General features: G+C 72.8%; 14 protein-coding genes. 5 read left to right on the top strand and 9 right to left on the bottom strand.

Annotated elements, in window-relative coordinates:
* Positions 1-41: 41 nt before the first annotated feature.
* The 3 genes from OG709_RS20145 to OG709_RS20135 all read right to left on the bottom strand — a co-directional run bounded on the left by OG709_RS20145 (position 42) and on the right by OG709_RS20135 (position 4,477).
* Complete coding sequence (locus OG709_RS20145; protein ID WP_329167293.1) at positions 42-2,135, bottom strand: FUSC family protein; 2,094 nt, start codon at positions 2,133-2,135, stop codon at positions 42-44.
* A gap of 90 nt (positions 2,136-2,225) precedes the next feature.
* Positions 2,226-3,350: a DUF2786 domain-containing protein gene (locus OG709_RS20140; protein ID WP_329167291.1), complete on the bottom strand. Its 1,125-nt coding sequence runs from the start codon at positions 3,348-3,350 to the stop codon at positions 2,226-2,228.
* 218 nt (positions 3,351-3,568) lie between these two features.
* Positions 3,569-4,477: an NADP-dependent oxidoreductase gene (locus OG709_RS20135; RefSeq protein WP_329167289.1), complete on the bottom strand. Its 909-nt coding sequence runs from the start codon at positions 4,475-4,477 to the stop codon at positions 3,569-3,571.
* Positions 4,478-4,719: 242 nt separating this feature from the next.
* Between OG709_RS20135 and OG709_RS20130 the strand changes: the two genes are divergently transcribed.
* Entirely contained in the window at positions 4,720-6,384 is a 1,665-nt protein-coding gene (locus OG709_RS20130; RefSeq protein WP_329167287.1) for a bifunctional 3'-5' exonuclease/DNA polymerase, read from the top strand.
* Positions 6,385-6,464: 80 nt separating this feature from the next.
* Here OG709_RS20130 and OG709_RS20125 read toward each other — a convergent pair whose 3' ends face one another.
* The 4 genes from OG709_RS20125 to OG709_RS20110 form a co-directional block, all read right to left on the bottom strand.
* Positions 6,465-7,724, bottom strand: a complete 1,260-nt coding sequence (locus OG709_RS20125) for a hypothetical protein (RefSeq protein WP_329167285.1) — start codon at positions 7,722-7,724, stop codon at positions 6,465-6,467.
* Positions 7,725-7,834: 110 nt separating this feature from the next.
* Positions 7,835-8,347, bottom strand: a complete 513-nt coding sequence (locus OG709_RS20120) for a SigE family RNA polymerase sigma factor (RefSeq protein WP_250305490.1) — start codon at positions 8,345-8,347, stop codon at positions 7,835-7,837.
* 169 nt (positions 8,348-8,516) lie between these two features.
* The gene (locus OG709_RS20115) at positions 8,517-10,250 is read right to left on the bottom strand and encodes a SpoIIE family protein phosphatase (RefSeq protein ID WP_329167282.1); all 1,734 of its coding nucleotides are present in this window, start codon (positions 10,248-10,250) and stop codon (positions 8,517-8,519) included.
* A 338-nt stretch (positions 10,251-10,588) separates the two neighbouring features.
* Positions 10,589-11,719, bottom strand: coding sequence for a YeiH family protein (locus tag OG709_RS20110; protein ID WP_250305492.1), 1,131 nt, complete (start codon positions 11,717-11,719; stop codon positions 10,589-10,591).
* A 183-nt stretch (positions 11,720-11,902) separates the two neighbouring features.
* Here OG709_RS20110 and OG709_RS20105 point away from each other — a divergent pair, with 183 nt between their 5' ends.
* The gene (locus OG709_RS20105; RefSeq protein WP_250305493.1) at positions 11,903-12,844 is read left to right on the top strand and encodes a LysR substrate-binding domain-containing protein; all 942 of its coding nucleotides are present in this window, start codon (positions 11,903-11,905) and stop codon (positions 12,842-12,844) included.
* A 61-nt stretch (positions 12,845-12,905) separates the two neighbouring features.
* Here OG709_RS20105 and OG709_RS20100 read toward each other — a convergent pair whose 3' ends face one another.
* Positions 12,906-13,250: a hypothetical protein gene (locus OG709_RS20100; protein WP_266641556.1), complete on the bottom strand. Its 345-nt coding sequence runs from the start codon at positions 13,248-13,250 to the stop codon at positions 12,906-12,908.
* Positions 13,251-13,264: 14 nt separating this feature from the next.
* Positions 13,265-14,995 (bottom strand): high frequency lysogenization protein HflD, encoded by a 1,731-nt coding sequence (locus OG709_RS20095; protein WP_329167278.1) that lies wholly within the window; start codon positions 14,993-14,995, stop codon positions 13,265-13,267.
* Between the two features lie 579 nt (positions 14,996-15,574).
* On the opposite strand from OG709_RS20095, the gene OG709_RS20090 reads away from it, so the two are divergent.
* The 3 genes from OG709_RS20090 to OG709_RS20080 are packed head-to-tail and all read left to right on the top strand — an operon-like array spanning position 15,575 to position 19,367.
* Positions 15,575-17,281, top strand: a complete 1,707-nt coding sequence (locus tag OG709_RS20090) for a DUF4331 domain-containing protein (protein ID WP_326694303.1) — start codon at positions 15,575-15,577, stop codon at positions 17,279-17,281.
* A complete protein-coding gene (locus tag OG709_RS20085) occupies positions 17,278-18,027 on the top strand; it encodes a class F sortase (RefSeq protein ID WP_250305497.1) in 750 nt (249 codons plus the stop codon). The genes OG709_RS20090 and OG709_RS20085 overlap by 4 nt, the downstream gene beginning before the upstream one ends.
* Positions 18,024-19,367, top strand: a complete 1,344-nt coding sequence (locus OG709_RS20080; RefSeq protein ID WP_326694304.1) for a tetratricopeptide repeat protein — start codon at positions 18,024-18,026, stop codon at positions 19,365-19,367. Before OG709_RS20085 ends, OG709_RS20080 begins: the two co-directional genes overlap by 4 nt.
* Positions 19,368-19,602: the final 235 nt, after the last annotated feature.

The raw sequence follows: 19,602 nt of genomic DNA, 5'->3' as shown, positions 1-19,602 counted from the left end.
CCGGAGCGGGTGCGGGGGCCGGGAGGCGCCGTCCGGGACCGTCACGCCCCTCCGGACCGCGGGGCCAAGTCGCCCTTGGCGCGCGGCCCTTCGTCGTCCAGAGCGTCGGTGAGTTCGTCGAGGGCGTCCAGGAGCAGGTCGGCCCCGCTGCGTACGACCTGGTCGGGAACGCCTTCGCCGTCCCAGCGGGCGAGCGCCTCCCGCACCTCGTCCCAGTGCGGCACCCGCCGGGCCCGGATGTCCCTGGCGCCCCGCTCGGTGGCCCGCCGCAGCGCGTCGGCCACCTGCTGCGCCGCCGGTACGGGGGCGGTGGTGCGGCCGGGCAGATGCGCCTCCATCAGCATGGCGGCGCGGCTCAGCTGGGCCATCGCGTCCTCGGCGTCGGAGGCCGCCGCGCGGGAGATCCCCCGGTGACGCACGGGCTCGTGGGCCGCCCGCTCCACGGCTTCCTGCCAGTCGATGCGGGCGGCGCGGGCGGCCAGCACCGCCTCGCGCACGGCGGTCTGGCGGGCGCCCGCGGGGTCCGCGTAGTACGCGATCACCGCGGCGGCGTAGCGGCCGTCGGCGATCAGCCAGTCGGCGAGGCGGTTGCGCAGCCGGGGCGTCTCCCAGGCCGGGTAGACGGCGTACGAGACCATCGCGAGCAGTCCGCCGACGAGCGTGAGGACGACGCGGTCCCGGATGGTCTGGCCGAGTTCGAGTCCGCTCATGTCGAGCAGGAAGACGACGTACGCCGCGATACAGGCCGAGGTGGCGGCGTAGCCCGTACGCATCAGCAGGAAGTTCAGCCCGGCGCAGAGCACCGCGAGGGCCCCCGAGACGACGGGTCCCGGGTCGGCCAGCTGGACGACCGCGGTGGCGAACGCGACCCCGAGGAGGGTGCCGCACAGCCGGGCGACCGCGCGGCCGTACGTCTGGGAGAAGTCCGGGCGCATCACCATCACGGCGGCCAGCGGCACCCAGTAGCCGTGGCCGAACGGGAGCGCGATGCCGATGAGATAGCCGCCGGCGGCGACCACCGAGGTGCGGATCGCGTGCCGCAGGACGGCTGATTCGTGGGTGCGCAGCTCCTTGCGCATCTTCTCCAGTGCGGACGGGACCATGCGTACCAGCGCGGGGCGCAGCAGGGGTTCGGACTCGGGCCTGCTGCCCTCGCCCTGCGCCGCCTCGGTCACATCGCGGAGCAGGGCGGACAGGCGGACCGCGGCGCGGCGGGCGGGGCCGGTGAGCACTTCGGCGTTGTCGGGGGCCTCCAGTACGGCGAGAGCCTGGGTGGGGGAGGCGACCGGTTCGCCGTGCCGGATGGTGCGGGCCGCGGTGTCCAGTACGGAGGCGGCGGCGGCCAGCAGTTCCAGCGCCCGGTCCCGCTCCGCCCCCTCGGCGGCGGCTCCGACGGCCGGGTCGGCGAGCGAGGCGAGCACCGGCCTGACGCGCTCGGCGAGGCCCCGGGTGCCGTGCAGGGCGGCGGGGCGGCGGCGGGCCTCGCGCGGGGTGACGGCCGCGGCCTGGCGGGCGTCCATGAACGGCACCGGGTCGAAGGGCGCGACCGGATCCTGGCGCAGCCGCCGGGCGTAGTCGGCCTCGGCGGCGAGCGCGTCCGCGAGGGAGTCGCGCTGGTGGCCCCAGCGGCGGACCGGGAAGAGGACGACGAGTCCGGCCTGGACGAGCGCGCCCACCGCGATCATCGCGGCATGGCCCACGGCGGTGAGCACGGAGGTGGGGAGGGTGACGGTCACCAGCATCATCGCGACGTTGGACGAGGCGATGAGTCCGGCCGTCGGCCCGGCCGCCCAGGCCAGCCCCGCCACGAACGTCCAGAGCGCGATCAGCGCCATGAACACGCCGATGTGGGATCCGGACAGGTAGCCGAGGAAGGTCGATACGGCGAGGGTCGCCCCGGACAGCAGCGCCAGCAGGGGCCTGGCCTGCCAGCTGCGCTCGAAGGTGGCGACACCGGCCTGGTACGCGCCGAAGGCGGAGCTGGCGGCCACGCCCGGACCGAAGATCGCGAGGCTCAGGAGAACGACGAGGGCGAGTCCCGCGGTGCCCCGGAAGGCGAGGAGCGGCTCCATGCGCTGCCGTTCGATCTTCAGCCCCGCCTGGGCGGTCGTGGACAGGGCTCGGAGCCAGCTCATGGCCCTGAGAGTAGCGGGACAACCGGGCATATCGGGCGCAAGGTGAGAGCGGAAGTCACGCCCGTCCGGCCCCCTCGGAGGCCTGCGTCCTCAGCCGACCCGCGCCGCGTCCGCCGCCGCCGTACCCTCCGTCCAGCCCGCCTCGTCCGAGACCCCGCGCACCCGGCTCGTCGTCGTCGCCGGGAACATCCGCTCCGCCTCCGACACCACCGCCACGTCCCGCGCCGCGAGGACCGGCAGCAGCGAGCCCGCCTCCGCCGCCGTCACCTGCCCTGCGGCCTCGGCCAGCCGGTGACCCAGGCGGCTCGCGTACGCCGCGAGGAACGACTGGCGGAACGTCTTCGTCCGCTTGCGTCCGCCCGCCCGCTGCGCCGACTCCGCGCGGGTCATCGCGGCCGTGCCCTGGACGAGGAGCGAGGTGTGGAGCAGCTCGACGACTTCCAGGTCCGGTTCGAAACCGACGACGGTGGAGAAGCCGAAGGCGCTGTTCCACACGGCCCGGCAGCGGTTCGCGGTGGCGACCGCGTCCAGCAGGACCGCCTTCGCCGTCTCGTAGGGAGCGTCCACCCCGATGCGGCAGGCGGCCGGGGTGTCCGCGCTGCGCCCCTCCGCCGAGAGCCGCGCCTCGTCGATGCTGTGCCGGGCCATCAGCTCCTGCGCCTTCGCACTGAGCGCCTCGGCCTCCGCCGCGTAGTCGGTGGCCTCGGCCTTGGCGAGGAGCGCGCGGATGCGGGTGAGCATGCGCGGCTCGGCGTGGTGGTGCGGCGGGAGCTGCGCGGCGGCGCCGGGAGCGGCGCCCACCGGTTCGATCGTGGGGAGGCGCAGCAGGAGGCGGTACAGCTCAAGGACGGCTGTCGCGTACGAGAAACGGTCCGCCCGCCGTCCGGCACCGGCCGTCTCCCCGGCCGGATCCGCCAGTTCGTCCAACTGGGCCTGCCAGCGCGGCGGCAGCCGGTCGTACGCCCGCACCTCCGCGGCGATCAGCTCCGCCAGCAGCCGGGTGTGCCGCTCGGTCAGATCGCGCCGGACCAGCCGCGAGACGTCCGCGGGCTGCCATCCGCGCTGCCACGCCCGGCGCAGGAACTCCTCGCCGCGCCGGCCCAGCTCCGGGTCGGACCCCGGATCGGCGGCCAGCAGGGAGGCCCCGGTGTCCAGACCGTCGTCGCCGTCCCCGTAGAGCGCTGCGGCGAACGCCCGGTCGGTCACCGTGTCCATAGGTCTTCCATGCGTCAAGGGTAGGTCGGCGCCTGCCCCGGCCCGCGACCCCGTTCCCTTCCCCGCCGGGGCGTGAATCCCTTGTCCACAGCCTGTGGACAGAGAGCCCCCCCGGGAACACCGGAGCACCCGGAGCACCCGGAGCACCCGGAGCACCCGGAGCACCCGGAACATCCAGAACGCCTGGAAGGGCCCGGGAACGGTTCACCCCCGCCGGCTCACGGCTTCAGCACCAGTTTCCCCCGTGCGTGCCCCTCCTCGCTCAGCGCCTGCGCCCGCGCCGCCTCCGCCAGCGGGAACACCTTCGCCACCTCCACCCGCAGCGTGCCGTCCGCCGCCAGCCGGACCTGCCGGGTCAGTGCCTCCGCCGTGCTGGACACGCCGCCCCCGCTGAACGTCACGCCCATATCGGCAGCCGCCTGGTCGGCGATGGTGACGATCCGGTCCGTCGTACCGCCGCGCAGTTCGATCGAGTCGGGCAGCGCACCCTTGCCCGCGACGTCGAAAACCGCGTCGATGCCCTGCGGGGCGACCGCCCGTACCCGTTCGACGAGGCCCTCGCCGTAGACGACCGGGATCGCGCCGAGCGCCCGCAGATAGTCGTGGTTGGCCTCGGACGCGGTGGCGACGACCGTCGCGCCGCTCGCCACCGCGAGCTGGACGGCGATCGAACCGACCGCGCCCGCACCGCCGTTCACCAGCAGGGTCTCGCCGTTCGCCAGCTCCAGCAGGTCCAGCACGCGCTGCGAGGTCTCCCCGGCCACCGGCAGGGCGACCGCCGTCTCCCAGGCGAGACCGGCCGGTTTGGGGGCGACGGTCTCGGCGAGGGCGTACTGCGCGTACCCGCCCGTGGTGCTCCAGCCCACCACCTCGTCGCCGACGGCGAACGCGGTCACGCCCTCGCCGACCTCGTCCACCGTCCCCGCGACCTCCCGGCCGGGGATCGAGGGCAGCTTCGTCGGCATGAAGGCCTCCATCCAGCCGCGGCGGGTCTTGTAGTCGAGGGCGTTCACCCCGGCGGCGGCCACCTTCAGCCTGACCTGGCCGGGACCCGGGTGCGGCTCGGGGGCCTCCGTGAGGTGGAGTACCTCGGGGCCGCCGAACTCCTCGAAGACGATCGCTTCCATGGGGGTGTCCTCCGTCGTCAGGGCCGCAGGCGGTGAGGCCGTCGGCGGCGGGGTCGGGATCGATGCCGGTGTCGGGGTCGGGGTCGGGGTCGGGATCGGGATCAGGATCGGGATCAGGATCGGGGTCAAGGATCGGGATCGGGCAGAGCGGCGTGGCTGCTCCTCCACCGATCGTCCACGGTCCCGGCCACCTCCGCCTCACGAGACACCCGTTGTCAGTGCCTGCTGTCACACTCGATCGCATGACCGAGCGGTGGGCTCTGGCGGCGGCGGAGGGTGGCGGGGCACAGCTCGCACCCCTCGGCCCGGACGGGCTGCCCGCCGGGGACGTGCGGTTCGAGCCGGACCTGGTCGAGGCGGTCAGGTCCCGGCCGGACGTCGCCCGGTGGGTGTGGCGCTCGACGGCCGAGATCTACCCCCGGCTGCTGGCGGCCGGAGTGCGCGTCGAGCGGTGTTACGACATCGAGGACGCGGAGCTGCTGCTGCTCGGCCACGCCGGGCGGTACGGCGAGCCCCGGTCGGCGGCAGCGGCCTGGGCCCGCCTGCGCAACGCACCGGTACCGCCCGATCCGCCCCCCAGGTCCGCCACCCCGGGCTCGCAGTCCTCGCTCTTCGAACCGGCGCCCGTGACCGTGGAGTTCGACGCGCTCCTCGCGGTGTACGCGGACCAGCTCGGGCGGTACGGGACCACCGAACACCCGGACCGGATGCGGCTGCTCACCGCCTCGGAGTCGGCGGGCATGCTGGTGGCCGCCGAGATGCGCCGGGACGGCCTGCCGTGGCGGGCCGATGTGCACCGGACCGTGCTGGACGAGCTGCTGGGCGAGCGGTACGCGGGCGGTGGCGAGCCACGCCGGATGGCGGAGCTGGCCGACGAGGTGTCGGCGGCCTTCGGGCGGCGGGTCAGACCGGAGCTGTCCGCCGATGTCGTCAAGGCCTTCGCGGAGGCCGGGATCAAGGTGAAGTCGACCCGGCGCTGGGAGATCGAGGGGATCGACCACCCGGCGGTGAAGCCGCTCGTCCAGTACAAGAAGCTCTACCGGATCTGGACGGCGCACGGCTGGGGATGGCTCCAGGACTGGGTGCGCGAGGGGCGGTTCCGACCGGAGTACCAGCCGGGCGGGACGGTCTCCGGACGGTGGACCACCAACGGCGGCGGGGCACTCCAGATCCCGAAGGTGATCCGGCGGGCCGTCGTCGCGGACCCGGGCTGGCGTCTGGTGGTGGCCGACGCCGACCAGATGGAGCCCCGGGTGCTCGCGGCGGTCTCCCGCGACCGGGGACTGATGGAGGTCGCCGGACACGACGGCGACCTGTACGCGGCGCTCTCCGAGCGGGCGTTCAGCGGGGACCGCGACCACGCGAAGATCGCGCTGCTCGGCGCGGTCTACGGCCAGACGTCCGGCGACGGCCTGAAGAACCTCGCGGCGCTGCGACGGCGGTTCCCGGCGGCCGTGGCGTACGTGGACGACGCGGCGCGGGCGGGCGAGGAGGGGCGGCTCGTACGGACCTGGCTGGGGCGGACCAGCCCGCGGGCGGCGGGGGCCGAGGACGACGAGGAGGCGGGAATTCCGCAGGAGGAGTCGCCCACCGGCCGCGCCTCGTCGGACGCGCGCGCCTGGGGGCGCTTCACCCGGAACTTCGTGGTCCAGGGCAGCGCGGCCGACTGGGCCCTGCTGATGCTGGCCGCGCTGCGGCGGTCGCTGCACATGGCCGGGCTCCGCGCCGAACTGGTCTTCTTCCAGCACGACGAGGTGATCGTGCACTGCCCGCAGGACGAGGCGGTGGACGTGGTCGAGGCGATCCGCGCGGCCGGTGAGCTGGCCGGGCGGATCGCCTTCGGGGAGACCCCGGTGCGGTTCCCGTTCACGCAGGCGGTGGTGGAGTGCTACGCCGACGCGAAGTGACCCGCCCGCGGCGCGGGGCAGTCGGGGCGTTCACCACACGGCCGCCGCGCCCCGGCCAGGAGGGAACCGTCGGACACGGCCTACGCGCCCCTGAGCTTCAGCCAGGCATCACTGACCGCGATGGAGCGCAGCTGTTCCATGGTGAGCGCGGGTGCCTTGCGGGTGGCCGGGCCCTGGAGCGTGGCGGTGTTCATCTCCATGACGACGACCCGGAATCCGTCCGGGCGCAGGGTGTCGGCCGTCCACTGGACGACTCCGGCTCCGCCCTTCTCCCCCGGTTCCTTGGAGGTGATGACCTTCGTGCCGTCGTCGAGCGTTTCGACGTGCTGCCCGTTCGCGACGAGTTCGTCGGCCACGTCGGCCATGTTCGGCTGCACGTTGATCTGTACGAACGTGCCGCCCTTGCCGTCGTCGACCGTGACATAGGCGTACTCCTCCTGCTGCCCGCCCGACCCGGTGACCTTCACCCCGTGGGGCAGCAGCGACCTGAGCGCGGCGCCGATGTCCTTGCCACTGGCGCCCGGCGACCGCCGCACCGGTGGCGCCTTCTCCGGCTTCGGCACCGGCACGGCCTTCCCCACCGCACGCCAGGCGTCCGCCGTCACCAGAGCCTTCAACCGGGCGGGCGAGAGCGGCGGTTCGGGCCGGCTGACCGGGGCGTCCTTCTCCTGGGCGGCGTTCCACTCGCTCACCTGGACCAGCAGACCGTCCGGCGTACGGAGCGTGGCCGTCCAGTCCTTGGTGTCCGCGCGGCCGTCCGGGTACTCGTACCCCTGGAGGATCATCAGCCTCGACCCGTCGGCCAGCCGCTCGGCGTGGCAGGCGTCGAACCGGGCGAGCGCCTTGTCCGGGCAGGTGACCTGCTCGTTGTCGGCGGTGGCAGCCCCCGGGGCCGCCACCCGGCCCACGGACAGCGAGATCGCCGACTTGCCCTTCCCGTCGTCGAACACGCCGTAGGCCAGCGGGCCGAGCCCGTCGCTCGTACCGCGGCCCTCCGTCCGGCTGAACTCCCCGGCGGGGAGCAGCCCCTTCAGTGTGCTGACCATCTGCGCCCCGGAGATCGCGCCGCCGTGGCCCGGCTTCGCGGTCTCCACCGGCGGGACGGCCACCGAGGCACGCCCGCCGCCCCCCGCGCCGCCGAACAGCCCGGCCGCGTACGCCCCGGCCGAACCCACCAGCGCCAGCGCCAGCACACTGCCCGTCACGGCCGCCGCCCGGCGGCGGACCGCCCTGCGACGGCCGATGCGCAGCCCGCCGTCGACCAGGGCGGGCCGGTCGGCCGGCTCGAAGGTGTCAGCGGCACGGTGGAGTGCCGTTCCCAGCTCGTCCTCAAATGGCATGCCGAACCCGCCCCTTCACGATGATGTGGTCAAAAGATGCCGAAAGTTGTCGAAAGATCAAGACTTTCCGAATGCCGCCGTCATGCCGTCGTACATCCGCGGGCCCGCCGTCAGAGCGCGGCGAACTCCGCCAGGCTGCCGCCCAGTTGCTCGCGCAACCGGGCCAGGGCCCGTACGGACCGGCTCCGTACGGCCGCCGATGAGAGGTGCAGCGCGTCGGCGGTCTCCTCGATGCTGCGGTCCTCCCAGTACCGCAGCACCACCACCGCCCGGTCCTTGGGCGCCAGCGCGCTGAGCGCGGCCAGCAGCGCGACCCGCAGTTCCGGATCGTCCCCGCCACCGGGCACGGCCCGCTCGGGCAGCTCGCCGACGGGGCGTTCCGTCGAGGAGCGCCGCCGCTGGTGGGCGAGGAAGGTACGGACGAGAACGGTCTGGGCGTACCCGGCCGGGTTCCCGATCCGTGCGACCCGCCCCCACAGTCCGTACATCCGGCCCAGTGTCTCCTGCACCAGATCCTCCGCCAGATGTGTGTCCCCACTGGTCAGCAGACAGGCGGAGCGGAAGAGATGATTCGCGCGCCCGGCCGCGAACTCTCTGAAATCGTCCGCACGGGACTGCCCCATGGCTCTCTGCCCTCCCCCTGCTGCCGCGCCCGCCCGCTCGGCGCGCCCCCGATTTTCCGTTCCCTCTCCTTTGATGCGCCGGCACCGTACGAATGTTTCAGCCCAGCTGAAAGTTCTGGTCCTGCCGAAAGCTCTGGTCCTGCCAAAGGTTCCGGTCAGGCCGGAGGTGTCACCCCGTCTCCGTCACCCGGGTCCGGGAGGCGAGGACCGCGATGTCGTCCTCGGCGTCGTGCCCGAAGCGTTCGAGCACCCCGTCCAGCAGGTCGTCGAGGCTGCCGCTCGGCGGCAGCCTGAGGTCGGCCAGCCGTCCGACCGACGCCTCGATGTCCTCGCCCCGCCGCTCCACCAGCCCGTCCGTGTACATGAACAGGACGGTGCCGGGGCCGCAGGAAACCGCCGCGGTCTCGTAGCCGCCGAGGCCCGTGCCGAGCGGCGGCCCGACCGGGATCTCGGCGATCCTGCCGTGGGATCCGGGGTCGATGAACACCGGCGGCAGATGGCCCGCGCTGGCCACCTGGCACAGTCCGTGGTTCCGGTCGACGACGGCCAGCAGGCAGGTCGCCGCCCGGTCGATGCCCGCCCGTTCCACCATGAGGTCGAGGCGCTCCAGGATGCGGTGCGGCGGTACGTCGTCGGCGGCCAGCAGCCGCACCATCGAGCGGTAGTGGCTCATGGCGACGGCCGCCTCGACACCGTGGCCCATCACATCGCCCATCACCTTCAGGTGGCGGGAGGCCGACAGCGGCACGACGTCGAACCAGTCGCCGCCCACCACCGCCCCCTGCCCGGCCGCCAGATAGCGGGTGGCGACCTCCAGATGGGGGTGGGGTTCGCGCGGCTCGGAGAGCAGGGCGCGCTGGAGTTCCAGCGCGATGCCGTGCTCGACGGTGTAGTGGCTGGCGTGGTCCAGGTCGACGACCGCACGGGCCGCGAGTTCCTTGGCGATCACCACGTCCTCGTCGGTGAAGTGCGGCGAGTCGTCGGCCCGGACGAGGGCCAGCGCGCCCAGCGAACGGCCCCGGGCCGCGAGCGGCACGATGCAGAGGGAGTGAAATCCGAGGGCACGGTAGGCGGCGACCCGCTCGGGGTGGGGCGAGGACCGGATCAGCTGCTCGTCGCTGATCAGGTTCTGCACCTCCGGCCGGTTCGTCTCCAGACAGCGCGTGACGATGCCGCCCTTCGGGTAGTCGACGTACTCCCCCGGCTGTCCGAACTGCCGCACCGCCTCGCGCAGCTCCGGTACGGCGGCCATCCCGGCCCGGCGCAGCCGGGTCACCCCCTCGGGAGCAGGCCGTACGGACTTGCCGGCCTCCGGTACGAACACCTCGACGCTGGCGACGTCCGCGAGGGCGGGCACCACGTGGTCGGCCAGCTCGTGGCAGGTGGTGTTCATGTCCAGCGTGGTGCCGATGCGGGTGGCGGCGGTGTCCAGGAGGGAGAGGTGGCGCCGTACGTGTTCCAGTTCCTGCAGCTGGCTGAGCGAGGCACTGGTCTCCAGGACCAACGCGACCAGCCCGTGCACCTCGCCGTCCCGTTCCAGCCGGTGGTAGGTGCTCTGCCAGAAACGCAGCCCCGGGTCGTCCGACGCGGGCGTACGGCCGCTGTGCGTCACATCACGGGGCCGCCCGTCGTCGAGCACCGCGCGCAGCGCGTCCATCGGCGCGTCGAGCTCCGGCAGCAGGTCGGTGACGGTGCGGCCCAGGTGCTCGGCTGCGGGGATCCCGTTGATCCGTTCGAGCGCCCGGTTGACGTACCGGAAGCGCAGGTCGGTGTCGAGCACGCCCACACCGACCGTGGCGCCCCCGACCAGGTAGTCCAGGGCTGCCAGGTCCGTCAGTGGGACATCCGGCGGATCGCTCACACGGGGCCTCCTGGTTCGGGACGGCGGATGCCCTGCCTCCATAGTCGGCCGCCCCGGCCGCCCACGCATCCGCCGGGACGGCGGGCGGCGGCACCGGGGCAGGGACCGTTCCGTCCTGGCCACCAAGTACAGCTGCGCGACACTGCGGGAGCCGGGGATCACCCTGAACGTGTACGGGGACCGCTGGGCGGACATCGAGGACCGCCGCTCCACGTACCGGCGCACCACGCGCGAGGTTCTCTGACACCGGGGCCGGAAGCCGGACACATCCGGCTTCCGGCCCCGGGCACGCAGCCGCGTGACGTCACGCCGTTCACGTGACGTCACGCTGTTCACCAGGTGTCATGTGGTTCACCAGGTGTCATGTGGTTCACCAGGTGTCACGTGGTCAGCAGGACACCCGCGAGGCTGGTCACCGCGACGATGACCCAGGAGGCCAGGCCGAGGGCGGCGAGCTTCACTCCGGAGCGGGCCAGGGTGGGCAGGTACACGGCGCTTCCCAGGCCGAACAGCGCGGCGGCCAGCAGGAGTTCCTGGATGTTGTCGGCGGCGTCGAGCACCCCGCCGGGCAGCCAGCCGGTGCTGCGCAGCGCGACCGCGGCCAGGAAGCCGGCGACGAACAGCGGTACCAGGGGAGGACGGCGTCCGGCGGGCGCCGCGTCCGCGCCGGGCAGCTTGGCGTCCTGCCGGCGGCGGGCGAGCGCGACCCCCGCCACCAGGGGCGCGAGCATCGCCACCCGGATCAGCTTGACCATGACCGCCTCGCCCAGCGCGTCCGGACCGGCCGTCTGCGCGGTGGCCACCACCTGCCCGACGTCGTGCACGCCCGCGCCGACCCAGCGCCCGAACTGGCTGGCGTCCAGCCCCAACGGCCCCTGCAGCAGCGGAAGGACGGCGATGGCCAGCGTCCCGCACAGGGTCACCAGGGCGACAGCGGCAGCCACGTCCGAGTCCCGCCGCGCGGTCTCCTCGGCGCTCTCCTGCTTGCGGTTCCGGTCGAGCACACTGCTGACCGCGCCGATCGCCGAAGCACCGCAGATCGCGTACCCGGTGGCCACCAGCAACGGCTGCTCGCCCGGCAGGCCCATCTTCCGGCCCAGCCACTGCGTACCGAAGAACGTGGCGGCGACGACCCCGAGGATCATCACCACAGTGGCCCAGCCGAGCCCGAGCACATCGCCGATGCTCAGTTTGAGGCCGAGCAGGACGACGCCCGCCCGCATCAGCCGCTTGCCGGCGAACGTCAGTCCCGGTTGCGCCGGGCCGCGTACCCGGGTGCGCAGCCCCGGGACGTGGGCGGCCACGATGCCCAGCACGACGGCCGCGGTCAGCATGGGGATGCCGGGCAGCAGCGCGTGCACCGCCTCGGCGCACACGACACCCACGACGGCGAGCGCCAGGCCGGGGGCGTTGCGGCGCACCGCAGCCACCGCCGAGGCCCGGCGCCCGGACGTCGGCGGACCGGGTGGCCGAGGAGCTGCGAGCGGAGAACGGTCCAGATGAGTAGCCATGAATCCAGCGTGTGGGCGCGGGACCGAGCCCGGTAGACGAGAACTCGTGACCAGGTCATAGAGTCCCCCTATGACCTTTTCAAGGCATCTCCTATGAGCGGGCACACATGACCAGGCACACGATCAGGCACACGGTCAGGCATCCGGGCGGACGCGCATGAGCAGGCACATGAGCAGCCGCGCATGAGCAGCCGTGAGGACGACCGCTCGGAGAGCGCCGGACCCGGGCAGCGTCCGCTCCCCGATCTGCACGCCCTGCAGCTGCTGGTCACGGTCGCCGAGACCGGCAGTCTGGGCCGGGCCGCGGCCCGGCTGCGGATCAGCCAGCCGTCCGCGAGCGCCCGGATCCGCACCCTGGAACGACGGCTCGGACTGCACCTGCTGGACCGTTCCACCTCGGGCTCCCGGCTCTCCCCGGCGGGCGCGGTGGTCACCGACTGGGCGCGGACGGTGCTGGAACAGGCCGAAGCCCTCGTGGAGGGCGCCGCGGCCCTGCGCTCACGGCAGGACAACCGGCTGCACGTCGCCGCCAGCCTGACCATCGCCGAGGAGCTGATGCCCGGCTGGCTCGTCACGCTGCGCGAGGGCGCCCCGGGCGCCCATGTGGGGCTGACCGTCACCAACTCCTGGGGCGTCATCGAGGCGCTCCGCCGCGGCGAGTGCGACCTGGGCTTCGTCGAGGGCCCCCGGGTCCCGGACGACCTGCACCGTACGGCGGTGGGACGGGACCGGCTCGCGGTCGTGGTGGCGCCGGGCCACCCGTGGACCCGCCGCCGCACCCCGCTGTCGGGCCGCGAACTGGCCGACACCCCGCTCCTGGTGCGCGAACCGGGCTCCGGCACCCGGGAGACCCTGGTGACGGCGCTGCGCCAGTACGACGGCATCGCCGTGCCGGTCCTGGAGCTGGGCTCCACCGCCCCCCTGCGCAGCGCCGCCGCCCGGGGCCTGGCACCGGCCGTGCTCTCCGTCCTGGCGGTACGGGAGGACCTGGACCTGCGGCGCCTGGTGGAGATCGAGGTCGACCCGGCACTCCCCCTCCGCCGTGTCCTGCACGCGGTCTGGCCCAAGGGCCGCGAACTCCCCGAACCGGCCCTGCATCTGCTCCGGGCGGCGGGCCGGGCCTGAGCGGCGGGGGCGCCGCTCCGGAAACCCCGTTTCCGTCACGGCGGGGAAGGGTGAACCGCCCTCAGGGCGTCCGGGTGGCCGCACCGGGAACGTGGCTGCGTCGGCCGCCGAGGCTGGTGTAGAGGGTCATCCACTGGCGATCGGTGCGGGTGGGGGGCTTGCCGTCGCAGAAGGCCTTGGTGCCGTTGGCGGTGTAGTAGCGCAGCATTTCGAGGACGGAGCGCGGGTCGGCCTCGCTGCCCGCAGTGTAGCGCTCGGCGGGTTCCTTCCTCTGGTGCACGAGACAGGTGGGAGAGGGGGTCGCGGACTGGGCGTCGAGGGAGCCGCCCGGCGAGGCCGCGCAGCCGCTGACGGCGAACGCGGTCAGCAGGGCCGCAGCGAAGCGGGTCTTCCGGCGGTGAGTCATGGGGGTTCCTCCGGTCACAGGACGGGCGGCAGGCTGCGGATCATCAGGCCCAGGCCGACGACGAGCACCAGGAAGGCCGTCAGGACCGCGGTGTGGGGAGCGACGCGGCGCACCAGGGCGAGAAGCGGATGCTCGGAGAACTTGGTCACCCGGCCGCCGATCCGTACGAGGACGAGCCCGACGGCGGTGAGCGTGGCGGCCATGCCCAGGCCGTAGGCGAGCACGAGAGCGGCCCCGAAGGCGGTCCTGCCCAGGGCGATCGCACCGAGGAGGACGACCAGGGCCGAGGGGCTCGGTACCAGCCCCCCGGCGATCCCGAGCCCGATCAGGCCCCGGGTGCTGAAGGGTTGCGGGTCGGCGGTGGCAGGTGCGTGGGTGTGGTGGTGCCCGAACAGGCCGTGGCGGTGCGGTTTCTCGTGCGTGTGGGCGTGGTCGTGGGTGTGGTCGTGGTCGTGGTCGTGGTCGTGGTCGTGGTCGTGGTCGTGGTCGTGGTCGTGGTCGTGGTCGTGGTCGTGGTCGTGGTCGTGGTCGTGGTCGTGATGAGGCTCGTGCTCGTGGTGCGGCGCGTGTTCGTGGCCGGGGTCGTGCGTGTGCTCGTGGTGGACGGCGGAACCCGCGCCGACCAGTTCCGGTTCCGGCGCTCTCGCCTGCAGGCCGTCCGGCGAAGCGAGGCGCACGGCTCGACGGCGCTGCCGTACCGCGTCCCTCAGCAGGCCCGCTCCGACCAGGGCCACGAGCGCGCCGCTGACGACACCCAGCCAGCCCAGTACGGCATCGCCCGCCAACGAGGAGAACACGGTGAGGCAGAGGCCGATGACGATGACTCCGGCCGTGTGAGTGAGGGTGACGGTGGCGCCGACGGTGACGGCATCACGGGTTCTGCCGCGCTTGCCCGCGAGGTAGGCGGCCATGACGGTCTTGCCGTGGCCCGGCAACAACGCATGGCCCGCGCCCAGAACGACGGAGAGCAGAACCGCCAGGATTCCGATCGGGAGCGTGAGGTGCTTCGCCCCCGCAAGCGACATCAACTGCCGGGACACGGCCTCGACACGGGCGGCAGGACCGCTTCCGGCCGTGACCCGATCCGGCGTTCGGTGCGTACCGGCGGCCCCCTCACCCGGAGCGGCGGTGAACTGCGCCGTGGTGTCACCGCGTGGGGTGGAGAGCAGATCCCGCGGGTAGTTGCGCAATTCGTCGGTGACCGAGGATTCCGGAACGGTGGAGTGCTGGAGATGCGTTCCCTCGCCCTTGGCGGTGATCTCGTTCCAGCCCACCCTGGTCCGGTCGGCGCCGGTGTCGACGCGCAGGGAGACCGGACCGTCCGTCAGACGCAAGGGGGCCCGGAGGTCGCACTCCAGCCGACTGGTACGCAGCCCGCCCTGCCCGGGACGGTAGTCGAACCGGGCGGACCTGACGGTCCACTTGAGCCGCCGCGGTGCGGTGACCTCCAGCTTCCCGGCCGTTCGGGCACAGCCTGCGGCGGCCCAGTGGGCGCGCTCGGCGTCACTCTGCTTGCCGTCCCCGTTGCTGTCGACCTTCAACGCGTCCTGGAGGGTGGGGATCTCCGCGGTGTCGGTCACGGCCGTGACGTCCACGCGGTCGGGGCGGAGCGTGAAGCCGGTGTAGTGGTTGACGGAGAAGTTGCCGAGCGGGTGGGCCTGGGCCGGGGGGACCGCGGCGCCGAGGAGCCACAGGGCGCCGACGGCCACGGCGACGGCCCGTCGTACGTGGGGTCGATGGGTCACGGGGCCTCCGGAGCGGTGGGCGTGCAACCGGTGCGGGGAACACGCGAGGTGTGTCTGATCTCGTCCGCGCGGAGAACACGCGGGGTGCGTCTGATCTCGTCCGCGCGCGGAATCGCGGGTGTCGCCGACTCCGCCTCGGAAGAGCGGACCGGGCGGGTTCAAGGCTCCCGAGGACAATGACCGGGCCGCGTTCCGGCCGTGCCCGCGCACGCTGGCCGGGCGGGACATGCCACTCGTGCGGCCCATCGCGACCACCCGGTTGGCTTCGTGAGGATGCCGTCCGGGCCTCGCCCGCACAGGTTCAGACTAATTGCACATAGTTCGCAACAAGCCTCGCCCCGAACCGAGTTCCGTTCCCGTTCGGGCAGCTTCTGTGGCGTTCAGCCTCAAGACGATTGCTGACACATACGGCACATGGTGACTTATTCGTAGCTTAGGTCTCATCACGGATGGGTTGTCGGTCACACCGCTCCGGTCATGGGTGCGGTCCGGGAACGTCCGTGTGCGGCTTCGAGCGTTCCCGCTCTCGCCGCGCCGTCTCCCCGGCGGACAGCGGCACTCACCGGAAACGGATGGCCCATGAAGCTTCCCCTGCCGTCGCGCAGACGGACCCCGGCCCGCCCGGCCGAACGCGCTCTCGCCGCACTCGGCACCCTCGCCCTGGTCACCGCAGGCACTCTCACCGGCCTCGCCCCCGGTGTCAGTTCCGCCTCCAGCCACCGCGAGGCCCCGCTGACCGCGGGCGACCCGAAGGCCGACAACACCGACGTCTACGCCTTCACGAGCCCCGACAAGCCCGACATGGTGACCCTGATCGCGAACTGGATCCCCTTCGAGGAGCCCAACGGGGGCCCCAACTTCTACCCCTTCGCCAACGACGCCCACTACAACATCAAGATCGACAGTGACGGCGACGGCAAGCCCGACACCACCTACACCTGGGCGTTCACCGACCACATCCGCGATGCCGCCAACCAGTTCCTCTACAACACCGGCGTCGTCAATTCCATCGACGACACGACCCTGAACTTCCGCCAGACCTACACGCTGACCGCCACCGATGCCCGCGGTAACACCAGGACACTGGTCAAGGACGCGCCCGCGGCCCCCTCCAACACCGGCAAGGCCTCGATGCCCGACTACGCCGCGCTGCGCAAGGAGGCCACGGTCTCCCTGCCGGACGGCGGTCAGACCTACGCCGGGCAGGCCTCCGACCCGTTCTTCCTGGACCTGCGGATCTTCGACCTGCTCTACGGCGGGAACCTCAAGGAGACCGGCCACAACACCCTCGCCGGGTACAACGTGAACACCATCGCCCTCCAGGTTCCGAAGGCGCAGGTGGCCCTGAAGGGGGACGCCAAGAGCAACCCGGTCATCGGGGTGTGGTCCACCACCGACCGCAAGGGCGCGGCAGTCGTCGCGGGCAAGGGCTCCGAGAGCAACAGGAGCGGGACGGACTCCCGGACGGAGAGCGACAGGAGCGCGACCGGCTCCCGGACGGAGAGCGACAGCAAGGGCGGGCCGCCCTCGACCGGGGACGCGGGCTGGCACCAGGTCTCCCGGCTGGGGAACCCACTGGTCAACGAGGTGGTGGTGCCGCTGAAGTACAAGGACGCGTTCAACACGCTGACCCCGGACCAGGACCACACGATCACGCCGGTCGTCGACAAGGTGAAGGACCCGATCGTGCCGAAGCTCATCCAGAGCATCTACGGCATCCCGGCTCCCGCGACACCCCGCAACGACCTGGTCGAGATCTTCCTGACCGGTATCTGCAAGGCCTGTGGTCCGATCCAGGCGGATCTCAACTCGCAGCAGCTCAACGCCGGCGTCAAGAAGAGCCAGTTCGTCCCGTCCGAAGAGCTGCGGCTGAACATGTCCGTCCCCACCTCCAGCAACCCCAACCGCCTCGGCGTCCTGGGCGGTGACCTCGCGGGCTTCCCCAACGGCCGCCGGCTCAACGACGATGTCGTCGACATCTCACTGCAGGCCCTCGAAGGCGCCGCGCAGACGGGGAAGATCGTGCCCGCGCTGGCCGCGGGTGACGGCGTCAACACCCCGTACCGCCAGCCGGAGGCGTCCTTCCCGTACGTGGCGCTGCCCAACACGGCCGCCGTCAACCAGGCCGATTCGCAGCGCCCGGACGGCGGCGTCGGAGCGGGCTTCGGCGGGACCGCCCTGAGCGGTGGCACTCCCGTCGTGGCCGTCGTCGCCCTCGCCGGCGGCGCCTTGCTGGCCGCCGCCGGATTCATGTTCCTGCGCCGACGGCAGGCGGACCGGGCGTGACCGGCCCCGACCCGTCCGGCCGCCTGCCCTCCACCCCGGAGGGCAGGCGGCCCCGGGCCGTCCACCGGTTCCGCCCCGCCGATCCACGGCGCCTGGCCGCGGTCCTCGCCGTCGCCACCGGCATGACCCTGGCCGGGACAGGCACCTCCGCGCTCGTCACCGACAGGCCCGGTCCCCCGAAGAGCGCGGACATCGGCGCCCTGCCCGTCCCGCAGTCCGCCGGGCGCGCCGCACCGGCGGCCCCTGCGGCGCCACCGATACGCATACGCATACCGAGCATCGGCCTGGACCACACCCTCACCGGCCTGCAGGTGCAGCAGGACGGCCGCCTCGGCGCACCACAGGACCCCGGGCAGATCGGCTGGTGGCGCGACGGCCCCCGGCCCGGGGATCCGGGCGCGGCGATCATAGTCGGCCACGTCGACTCCCTCACCGGACCGGCCGCCTTCTACAACCTGTCCTCCCTGCGCCCGGGGGACCGCGTCACCGTCGACCGCAGCGACCACTCCCACGCCACCTTCACCGTCCGGGCGCTCCGCCAGTACGACAGGGACGACTTCCCCGACGACCAGGTGTACGCGGTGAACGGCGCCCCGGCCCTGCGCCTCATCACCTGCGGCGGGACCTACGACAGGGACCGGCACGAGTACCGCGAGAACCTCGTCGTCTACGCGACGCCCGCCGCCCCCGGCCGGGCGCACCCCTCCGCCTCTCCTCCACCCACCCCCACCCGGAGCGGGAATTGACCCAGCGCAAGCCCACCCACCGACGAACCCTGCTGCTCACCGCCGTGACCACGACCCTCGGAGTGGGCCTCTTCCTCGCCGGCGGTCTGGCCCTCTCCCCCTGGTCCGCGGCGCCGAGTACCCCGGCCTCTCCGGCCGCTGCGGGCGGCCCGGCCACCGGCGGTGACCCGCTGGCCACGGACATCACCGGACTCCAGCGGCACCTGCGCGGCGCCCCCCAGGACGCCGTCGCGCTCAGCACCCTCGGGCTGGACTACGTCGAGCAGGCCAAGAGCACCGCCGACCCGTCGTACTACCCCAAGGCGGAGGCGGTCCTCACACGGTCGCTGGCCATCCAGAAGAAGGACAACTTCACCGCGCTGGGCGGCATGGCGGCTCTCGAAGCGGCCCGCCACCGATTCGCCCAGGCGCTGGACTGGGCGCAGCGCGCGGTTGCCGTCAACCCGTACAACTCCTCGCTGTACGGAACCCTCGCCGACGCCTGCACGCAGCTCGGCCGCTACTCCGAAGCAGCCGAGGCCGTCCAGCGCATGGTCGACCTCAGGCCCGGCTCCCCCTCCCTGTCCCGCGCCTCCTACGTCGCGGAGCTCCGGGGCGACATCCCGACCGCGCGCGCCGACATGCAACGCGCCCTGCAGGACGCCGGAGGCCCGGCCGACCAGGCGTTCGCCCACTACTACCTCGGCGAACTCGCCTTCAACAGCGGAGACCCGGCCACCGAACTCGCCCAGGCCCGAGCAGGACTGCGCGTCGCGCCCTCCTCCACCTCGCTGCTCCAGGCCAGAGCAAAGGCAGAGGCGGCCCTCGGGAACACCGGCGCCGCCATCGCCGACTTCACCAGGGCCGTCCAACGCGTCCCGCAACCCGAGTACATCCTCCAACTCGGCGAGCTGTACCAGTCCTTGGGACGTACGAAGGAAGCCGAGCAGCAGTACGAGGTCTTCCGCGCCGAGCAGAGACTCTTCGCCGCCAACGGTGTCACCCTCGACTCCGACGCCGCCCTCTTCGAGGCCGACCACGGCAATCCCCGGCGTGCCCTGGCCATTGCCCGGGAAGGCATCAGGAGCCGCCCCTTCCTGGAGAGCCACGATGCCCTGGCCTGGGCGCTGCACATCAACGGCCAGGACCGGGAGGCTCTCGCCGAGTCCGGCCGGGCGCTCTCCCAGGGCATGCGCAACGCTCTCTTCCACTACCACCGCGGGCTCATCGAAAAGGCCCTCGGTGACCGGGCGGCGGCGCGCGACGACCTGACCGAAGCGCTCACCATCAACCCTCACTTCAGCCCCTTGTACGCGCCGAAAGCCCGAGCGGCCCTCGCCGCCCTGAAGGATCCCGCCTGACGTACCGCCCAGTTCCGCGGCGCGCAGCCTGACCTGGTGGGCCTGGTCCGCCTTGGTGGCGGAGCAGGCGATGTTGTCGGGCCCGGCGAACACGGCGTTCTTGGAAACGATGTAGACCCCGTCCGGAGCTCCTGCGCGGTAGCGACCTCCGCGATCAACTCGGTCACACTTCCTGCCACGCGGGGACTCGGGAGCCTGGTCCGCGGTCGGCGTGCGGATCGGTCTCGGCTGAGCC

This window comes from Streptomyces sp. NBC_01267, assembly GCF_036241575.1.
Lineage (GTDB): Bacteria > Actinomycetota > Actinomycetes > Streptomycetales > Streptomycetaceae > Streptomyces.
Note: the sequence above shows the minus strand (reverse complement) of the source record. Positions and strands in the feature narration are given on the sequence as shown.

Excerpts from the sequence above, each read along its gene's own strand:
- OG709_RS20145 (WP_329167293.1), bottom strand. The coding sequence starts at position 2,135 with ATGAGCTGGCTCCGAGCCCTGTCCACGACCGCCCAGGCGGGGCTGAAG.
- OG709_RS20105 (WP_250305493.1), top strand. The coding sequence starts at position 11,903 with ATGAGCAGCCGTGAGGACGACCGCTCGGAGAGCGCCGGACCCGGGCAG.
- OG709_RS20140 (WP_329167291.1), bottom strand. The coding sequence starts at position 3,350 with ATGGACACGGTGACCGACCGGGCGTTCGCCGCAGCGCTCTACGGGGAC.
- OG709_RS20135 (WP_329167289.1), bottom strand. The coding sequence starts at position 4,477 with ATGGAAGCGATCGTCTTCGAGGAGTTCGGCGGCCCCGAGGTACTCCAC.
- OG709_RS20130 (WP_329167287.1), top strand. The coding sequence starts at position 4,720 with ATGACCGAGCGGTGGGCTCTGGCGGCGGCGGAGGGTGGCGGGGCACAG.
- OG709_RS20120 (WP_250305490.1), bottom strand. The coding sequence starts at position 8,347 with ATGGGGCAGTCCCGTGCGGACGATTTCAGAGAGTTCGCGGCCGGGCGC.
- OG709_RS20115 (WP_329167282.1), bottom strand. The coding sequence starts at position 10,250 with ATGGAGGCAGGGCATCCGCCGTCCCGAACCAGGAGGCCCCGTGTGAGC.
- OG709_RS20090 (WP_326694303.1), top strand. The coding sequence starts at position 15,575 with ATGAAGCTTCCCCTGCCGTCGCGCAGACGGACCCCGGCCCGCCCGGCC.
- OG709_RS20110 (WP_250305492.1), bottom strand. The coding sequence starts at position 11,719 with ATGGCTACTCATCTGGACCGTTCTCCGCTCGCAGCTCCTCGGCCACCC.
- OG709_RS20100 (WP_266641556.1), bottom strand. The coding sequence starts at position 13,250 with ATGACTCACCGCCGGAAGACCCGCTTCGCTGCGGCCCTGCTGACCGCG.
- OG709_RS20125 (WP_329167285.1), bottom strand. The coding sequence starts at position 7,724 with ATGCCATTTGAGGACGAGCTGGGAACGGCACTCCACCGTGCCGCTGAC.